The organism is Micromonospora sp. LOL_021 (genome assembly GCF_048060215.1).
GTDB lineage: Bacteria > Actinomycetota > Actinomycetes > Mycobacteriales > Micromonosporaceae > Micromonospora_E.
Map to the genome: position 1 here is coordinate 1 of NZ_JBHMIN010000098.1, position 6980 is coordinate 6980.

6 protein-coding genes are annotated in these 6980 nt (G+C 72.2%); 5 read left to right on the forward strand and 1 reads right to left on the reverse strand.

What is annotated here, in order from left to right; genetic code table 11:
• The first annotated feature begins 5 nt into the window (after positions 1-5).
• The 5 genes from ACFHWT_RS30830 (at position 6) to ACFHWT_RS30850 (ending at position 5735) form a co-directional block, all read left to right on the forward strand.
• Positions 6-1322, forward strand: a complete 1317-nt coding sequence (locus tag ACFHWT_RS30830) for an ABC transporter permease (RefSeq protein WP_416598170.1) — start codon at positions 6-8, stop codon at positions 1320-1322.
• Positions 1323-1327: 5 nt separating this feature from the next.
• Complete coding sequence (locus ACFHWT_RS30835) at positions 1328-2605, forward strand: ABC transporter permease (RefSeq protein WP_416598171.1); 1278 nt, start codon at positions 1328-1330, stop codon at positions 2603-2605.
• 100 nt (positions 2606-2705) lie between these two features.
• On the forward strand, positions 2706-3515 hold the full coding sequence (locus ACFHWT_RS30840; RefSeq protein WP_416598164.1) for a cytidine deaminase: 810 nt from the start codon (positions 2706-2708) through the stop codon (positions 3513-3515).
• Between the two features lie 92 nt (positions 3516-3607).
• Entirely contained in the window at positions 3608-4930 is a 1323-nt protein-coding gene (locus ACFHWT_RS30845) for a thymidine phosphorylase (RefSeq protein ID WP_416598165.1), read from the forward strand.
• Between the two features lie 124 nt (positions 4931-5054).
• Positions 5055-5735, forward strand: coding sequence for a DUF4272 domain-containing protein (locus tag ACFHWT_RS30850; RefSeq protein ID WP_416598167.1), 681 nt, complete (start codon positions 5055-5057; stop codon positions 5733-5735).
• An 83-nt stretch (positions 5736-5818) separates the two neighbouring features.
• Here ACFHWT_RS30850 and ACFHWT_RS30855 read toward each other — a convergent pair whose 3' ends face one another.
• The gene (locus ACFHWT_RS30855) at positions 5819-6766 is read right to left on the reverse strand and encodes a putative RNA methyltransferase (RefSeq protein WP_416598168.1); all 948 of its coding nucleotides are present in this window, start codon (positions 6764-6766) and stop codon (positions 5819-5821) included.
• Positions 6767-6980 lie beyond the last annotated feature (214 nt).

Below are 6980 nucleotides of genomic sequence, written 5' to 3' on the forward strand. Positions count from 1 at the left end.
GACCTGTGAACGGTCCGGCTCCGGCCGGGCCCGCACCGGCGCACGCCGACGCCGCCGACGCCGAGCAGCCCGCCGGCACCGGCCCGCCCGCCCCCGGCGGCGGTGACTCCCTCGGCCAGCGCTTCCTGCACAACCTGTGGGCCGCCAACACGGTCACCGTGACGGTGCTCGCGCTGCTGCTGGCCGTCGTCATCGGCGGCATACTGATGATCGTCTCCGACCCGGAGGTGCTCGCCACCTACACCTACTTCTTCGCCCGCCCGGCCGACGCGCTGTCCGCCAGCTGGACCCTGGTCAGCGAGGCGTACGCCAACCTGTTCAAGGGCTCAGTGATCGACCCGGCGGCGGTACGGTCCTTCTTCGCCGGGGACACCGAGTGGTCCACGGTGTTCCGGCCGATCTCCGAGACGCTGACCTACACCGCGCCGCTGGTCTTCACCGGGCTGTCGGTCGCGTTGGCCTTCCGGGGCGGCCTGTTCAACATCGGCGCCCAGGGGCAGGCGATCATCGGCGTCGTGGTGGCCGCGCTGGCCGGCTTCCTGCTGCCCCTGCCGCTGGTGCTGCACGTGGTCGTCGCGGTGCTGGCCGGGGCGCTCGGCGGCGCGCTGTGGGGGTTCTTCCCCGGTTTCCTCAAGGCGCGCACCGGTGCCCACGAGGTGATCACCACGATCATGCTCAACTACGTGGCGCTGTACTTCCTCACCTGGATCATCGTGCAGCCCGGCGTGCAGAACCCGGACCGGCCGGACGCGATCAGCCGGCCGGTGGACACCACCGCCCAGCTGCCCCGGCTGCTCGGCGACGGGCTGCGGGTGCACGCCGGCATCCTGCTCGCGGTCGTCGTCACCGCAGCCGTCGCGTGGCTGCTCAACCGGTCCACGTTCGGCTTCGAACTGCGGGCCGTCGGCGCCAACCCGGACGCCGCGCGGACCGCCGGGATCAGCGTCACCGGCACCTACGTACTGCTGATGGTGGTCGCCGGCGGGCTGGCCGGGCTGGGCGGCGCCAACATGGTGCTGGGCTCTACGGCGAACGCGTTGACCCCGCTGGTCGCGGCCCAGATCGGCTTCGACGGCATCCTGGTCGCCCTGCTCGGCCGGGTCAGACCCTGGGGTGTCGCGCTGGCGGCGCTGCTGTTCGGGGCGCTGCGGGCCGGCGGCAACGCGATGCAGTCGGGTTCCGGCATCTCGCTGGAGCTGGTCACCGTGCTCCAGGCGTTGATCGTCATCTTCATCGCCGCCCCCGCCCTGGTGAAGGCGATCTTCCAGCTCCGGGCGGCCCGGTCCGCCCGGTTGCAGACCAGCATGGCGAAGGGCTGGTGACCGCGTTGTCCACCATGATCGCAACTGACGCCCCGGTGGCGGTGGTGCAACGGTTCTGGAACCGTACCCGGATCAGCGGCGCCGTCCTGGTCGCCGCCGGCGTGGTCGCGGCGGCCGTCTTCGGCTCGCTCGCCGCCGAGCAGCAGGCCCGGTTCACGCTCAGCGAGACCGCCGGCGGGGCCGCGCTGCGGATCCCCGGCAACCTGGGCGCGGTGCTGTTCGGCCTGGCGACCCTCGCCGCCGGCGCGCTGCTGCTCAGCCCGTACGGTGTCCGCTGGTTCCGCTGGCTGCTCGGCGTCGGCATCGTCGGCTTCGTGGTCAGCTTCCTCTGCTGGCAGATCTCCACCGCGCCGACCGGGCAGAACTTCATGCCGATGGTCAACATCGTCCGGGGCACCTTCCTGCTGGCGTTGCCGTTGATCTTCGGCTCGCTGGCCGGGGTGCTCTGCGAGCGCTCCGGGGTGGTCAACGTGGCCATCGAGGGCCAGCTGCTGATGGGCGCGTTCGCCGGTGCGCTGATCGGCACCATGTCCGGCAACGTCTGGGTCGGGCTGATCGCCGCCGCGTTCGGCGGGGCGTTCATCTCGCTGCTGCTGGCCCTGTTCGCCATCCGCTACCTGGTCGACCAGGTGGTCATCGGCATCGTGCTGAACCTGTTCGCGATCGGTCTGACCGGGTTCCTCTACGAGCGGCTGATGCAGACCGACCAGCCGGCCTACAACCAGCCGCCGCACTTCGGCACCTGGGAGATCCCGCTGCTGTCCGACATCCCGGTGCTCGGGCCGGCGCTGTTCCGCGGCAGCATCTTCCTCTACCTGGCGCTGATCCTGGTCGTGGTGATCAACGTGGCGCTGTTCCGGACCCGGTGGGGGCTGCGGACCCGGTCGATCGGCGAACACCCGATCGCGGCGGACACCCTCGGCGTACGGGTGCTGGGGCTGCGCTACCGCAACGTGCTGCTGGCCGGCATGGTGGCCGGGATCGGCGGCGGGTCGTACACCCTGCTGCTCTACTCGTTCACCAAGAACATGATCGGCGGCAAGGGCTTCATCGCCCTCGCCGCGATGATCTTCGGCCGGTGGAGCCCGACCGGGGCGCTGCTGGCGTCGCTGTTCTTCGGCTTCGCCGACCAGCTCGGTGCCTATCTGGGGGCGATCAGCAGCGCCATCCCGAGCCAGTTCCTGGCGATGCTGCCCTATCTGGCGACGCTGCTCGCGGTCGCCGGACTGGTCGGCCGGGTACGGGCACCGGCCGCCGACGGCAAGCCCTACATCAAAGCCTGATCAACGCCGGTTACCGTTTACTACTGGCCGGTCAGGTCCGGTCGCACGAACCGGACCGACCGGCCGGTGGCGGTGGCCGGTGCAGGTGAGGAGGGCAGTCGTGGAGATCGACTGGGTGGAGCTGCGGCGGGCCGCGACCGAGGCGATGCGGCACGCGTACGCGCCGTACTCGAACTTCCCGGTCGGCGCGGCCGGACTGGTCGACGACGGCCGGGTGGTGGTCGGCTGCAACGTCGAGAACGCCGCGTACGGCGTGGTGCTCTGCGCCGAGTGTGGTGTCGTCTCGTCGCTGCACAGCACCGGCGGCGGCCGGCTGGTGGCGCTGTCCTGCGTCGGCGGGGACGGCCAGCCGCTGATGCCGTGTGGGCGGTGCCGCCAGCTGCTCTGGGAGCACGGCGGGCCGGAATGCCAGGTCGAAGCGCTGCCGGCGCCGTTGACCGTGGCGGAGTTGTTGCCGCACGCGTTCGGGCCGGCGGATCTCGCCGCCGCCGCGCTCGCCCCCGGCGGCGGCCTCGGCCGGGGCACCGGTCGTGGCGCGGTGGAGCGGGACCGGGTCGGCACCGAGCACGTCGGGCGAGCCGACGCGGCCGGGCGCCCGGTGGTGGCGCCGGACACCGCGGTGCCGGCCCGGCTGGCCAAGTGGCGGGGCCGGGGCACCGTCTTCGTGCACCCCGACTCGGCCGGCGGCGAGCTGGTCTGGACCGGCTACTGGGAACGGTCCGAATCCACCGGCGAGGCGGCCGGATCGGGCATCCTGGAGGAGGCACCGAGCTGGCCGTCGGCCGAATCGGTGGTGGCCTGGGGTCGGGCGCGTACCCACCGGGTGGTGGTGGTCGACGCCGACGGCGGCGTCTCCTGGGCCGGCGAAGGTGATCCGCCGACCGAGGTGAGCACCCGCTGGACCGGCTGATCGAGTGCGGTAGCACCGCGAGCACCCGGCAGCCGATTTCCTACTCCGCCCCTGTCCAGCGTCGCCCGCGACCCTGGAGCCATCGTGAAGGTATGACCGATTTGTCTAGTGAGCGCACCAAGATAGCCGGCGTCGTCGACGTGATCCGCACCAAACGCGATGGTGGCCGGCTCAGCGACGCCCAGATCGACTGGACCATCGCCGCGTACACCCGGGGTGAGATCGCCGACGAGCAGATGTCGGCCCTGGCCATGGCGATCCTGCTGCGCGGCATGGAGACCGCCGAGATCGCCCGGTGGACCGCCGCCATGATCGCCAGCGGCGAGCGGCTCGACCTGTCCGGCGTAGGCCGGCCCACCGTCGACAAGCACTCCACCGGCGGCGTCGGCGACAAGATCACCCTGCCGTTGACCCCGCTGGTCGCCGCCTGCGGCGCGGCGGTACCGCAACTGTCCGGCCGAGGGCTCGGCCACACCGGTGGCACCCTGGACAAGCTGGAGTCGATCCCAGGCTGGCGGGCAGACCTGACCAACGCCCGCTTCGTCGACCAGCTACGTGACGTCGGCGCGGTGATCTGCGCGGCCGGCGACGGCCTCGCCCCGGCCGACCGCAAGCTGTACGCACTGCGCGACGTCACCGGCACCGTCGAAGCGATCCCGCTGATCGCCAGCTCGATCATGAGCAAGAAGATCGCCGAAGGCACCGGCGCGCTGGTCCTCGACGTCAAGGTCGGCAGCGGAGCCTTCATGGCGTCGGTCGCCGACGCCCGGCAGCTCGCCCGCACCATGGTCGACCTGGGTGCCGCACACGGCGTCCGCACGGTCGCCCTGCTCACCGACATGTCCACCCCGCTCGGTCGGGCGGTCGGCAACGCCGTCGAGGTGACCGAATCGGTCGAGGTGCTCGCCGGCGGTGGGCCGGCGGACGTCGTGGAGCTCACCCTCGCGCTGGCCCGCGAAATGCTGGACGCCGCCGGGCTGCCCGACGCCGACCCGGCCGCCGCGCTGCGCGACGGCCGGGCGATGGACACCTGGCGTGCGATGATCGCCGCTCAGGGCGGAAATCCGCACGCCCCGCTGCCGGTCGCCGCCGAAACCGAACTGGTCCGCGCCGACCGGGACGGCTACGTCGCCGCGGTCGACGCCCGCGCGATCGGGGTGGCCGCCTGGCGGCTCGGTGCCGGCCGGGCCCGCAAGGAGGATCCGGTCAGCGCCGCCGCCGGAGTGATCCTGCACCGCAGGCCGGGGGAGCCGGTCCGGGCCGGTGACCCCCTCGTCGAGCTGCGCGCCGACGATCCCGGCCGGATCGCCGACGTGCTGCCGGCCCTCTCCGGCGGGTTCGGCCCGACGGATCCCGTTCAGCTCACTGACGTGCCACCGGCGACCACCGAGCTGGTCGTCGACCGGATCGCCTGATCCACCGCGACCGGCGTACCGACACCCCTTGTCGTGGTACCCGTGACACAGAGCGGATATCCTGCCTCGCCGGGGGGGGTCCGTTCAGGAGGAAGCCGACGCCGACTAGCAGGGAACGAAGCCTGTGACCGTACTCGCTCCTGACCCCCGGGCCATTCGCGCGGAGAGTCTCGACGAGCTGCGCCGGCTCCGTCTACCGTTGCCTCCGGCCGGCTTTCCGCTGGTCTGGGAGCCGGGCGACGGGGTCGAGCTGCGGCCCACCCCGGAGATCGAGGCCCGCACCGCGATCCTGCATCTGGTGCTGGCCCGCTGCTTCGGGATGCCGCCGCAGGCGGCGATGAGCTGGCTGCTCAACTCGCACCTGGTAGAGCTGGTCACCCCGCCAGAGTGGCAGTTCGTCATCGGGGGGCGCGGCGACCACCGCTCGTTCGTCCTGCACCACGACGCGATCTTCGCGTTGGCCTGGGTGCTGGGGCTGACCCGGCACCTCGACCCGGTCGCGGTCTCCGACGACCGACTGATGGCGTTGCTGCCGCACCTGGCGGCCGGCGAAACCTTCGCCCAATGGCGCTCCCGGACCCTCGTCGCTCCCCGCGACGCGGCCGAGGCTGCCGTACTGCTCGACTTCTACTACTGCCTGGACTGGGGCTACCTGGAGGCGGAACGGCGGGGTGACCCGTTGCCCGGGGTGGTGGACGCCAACGCCATCGGGCAACGACGGTGGGCCCTGGAATGGGCGGTCGTCTTCCGTGGCCCGTACCACGACGCACCGCCCGGGTGGGAAGAGGTCGACCTGTCGACCTGACCGGTCATCCGTCATCCCGTCATCCCGTCATTCGGTCGGACGTCCGCGACCCGGTGCACGACGCCACGCACCTCGGCGACCGGTCAGGTGCGTTGCCGGCAGCGGTAGACCGCCAGTTGGACCGCGGCCGTGACGGTGACCGGCTCCGGTAGCGCGGCGATCGCCGACGCCAGGTCGGCCGGGTCAGTGTGCCGGGCGCTCGGTCCCATCCGTACCAACGCGGTGACGTCGCGGTGCGACAAGAGCAGCCGTCGGCGCAGGACGTGCAGCGCGACCCGGTCGAAGTGGTGCCGTAGCGCCGCGCCGGTACGGTCGTCCTTCGCCGGGTCCACCCGAAGCAACCCGAGTGGCCCGATCACCTCGCCGAGGTGGTCGGGCAGCGGGGTTACCACGATCAGCGCACCGCGCGGCCGCAGGATCCGGGCGAACTCCCCGCCGTTGCGCGGAGCGAACACGTTCAGCACCAGGTCGGCGCAGGCGTCGGCAATGGGCAACGGCCGCCAGGTGTCGCAGCGGACCGCAGCGGCCGACGGATGGGCGCGGGCGGCCCGGCGTACCGCCGCCTTGGACAGATCCAGGGCGAGCCCGACGGCACCGGGCAGCGCCTCGAGCACCGCCGCGAGGTAGGCCCCGGTTCCGGCGCCGGCATCGACCACGAACGGCCCGGCCCGGTCGTCCGGGGCCGGGCTGCGCGTGGCTCGGTCGTCCGTGGCCCGGTCGCCCGGGTCCGGGCTGCCCACCGCTCGGACCAGACCCGTGGCGACCATGTCGAAATGCCCGGTCCGAAGGAACTCGTCGCGGGCGGCGACCATCTCGGTGGAGTCGCCGGCGTGCCGGACCCGGCCGGTCACCAGATCCACGTAGCCCTGCCGGGCCACGTCGAAGCTATGTCCAGCCGGGCAGCGCAGCGTCCGTACGGTGCCGTCGGTGTTGCCGTGGATGTCACCATCGCGGGGGACGCCGCCGTCGTGGGCAGCGAGCGGCGCGTGGCAGACCGGGCAGCGCAGGTACGGCAGTACGTCGGCGAGCATCACCGACATCCTGCCTGGCCGGCCGACCGGCATCCGCGCCGGCATGGGCCATACCCCGTGCTGGCCATCGGCTCTACCCGTGTCCCGTGTTTGGCATCGGCTCTACCCGTGTCCCGTGCCGGAGTGCGCCGTCGGAACCTACTACCCTCCACCCATGGTGGCTGTTTCGTTGGCGGAGATCGTTCGGGCGCCGAAGGTGCTGCTGCATGACCAT

Excerpts from the sequence above, each read along its gene's own strand:
- ACFHWT_RS30845 (WP_416598165.1), top strand. The coding sequence starts at position 3,608 with ATGACCGATTTGTCTAGTGAGCGCACCAAGATAGCCGGCGTCGTCGAC.
- ACFHWT_RS30855 (WP_416598168.1), bottom strand. The coding sequence starts at position 6,766 with ATGCTCGCCGACGTACTGCCGTACCTGCGCTGCCCGGTCTGCCACGCG.